1 pseudogene is annotated in these 277 nt (G+C 57.8%); it reads left to right on the top strand.

The annotated features are described in order from the left end of the window. Nucleotides 1–226: pseudogene (locus AAEZ06_RS27195) on the top strand (hypothetical protein); the annotation flags it as partial. Nucleotides 227–277: the final 51 nt, after the last annotated feature.

Genomic DNA, 277 nt, shown 5'->3' with positions numbered 1-277 from the left:
GCTAAACCGGCATCCTTGCCGGTTTACCCACTGCGCAATACCTGCGTTCGGCCTCTGGTTTTATGGGCAGGCAGATCAAGAACAGAGGAAAGCCAGTGCCAATCCGCTTTTCTGTGGGGGCTGGCTTGCCTGCGATGGGCTCACAGGCACCGCATTCATCCAGGAAGCCCGTGTCATCGTTAACGACCATCGCGAGCAAGCTCGCTCCTACAGTAGTGGGCAGTAGATCCGCTCTTGCTTTTCACCACTCAGGTCGGCTACCAGGCCGCCGTGCTTT

This window comes from Pseudomonas sp. HY7a-MNA-CIBAN-0227 (genome assembly GCF_040310325.1).
Classification (GTDB): Bacteria; Pseudomonadota; Gammaproteobacteria; order Pseudomonadales; family Pseudomonadaceae; genus Aquipseudomonas.
Note: the sequence above shows the minus strand (reverse complement) of the source record. Positions and strands in the feature narration are given on the sequence as shown.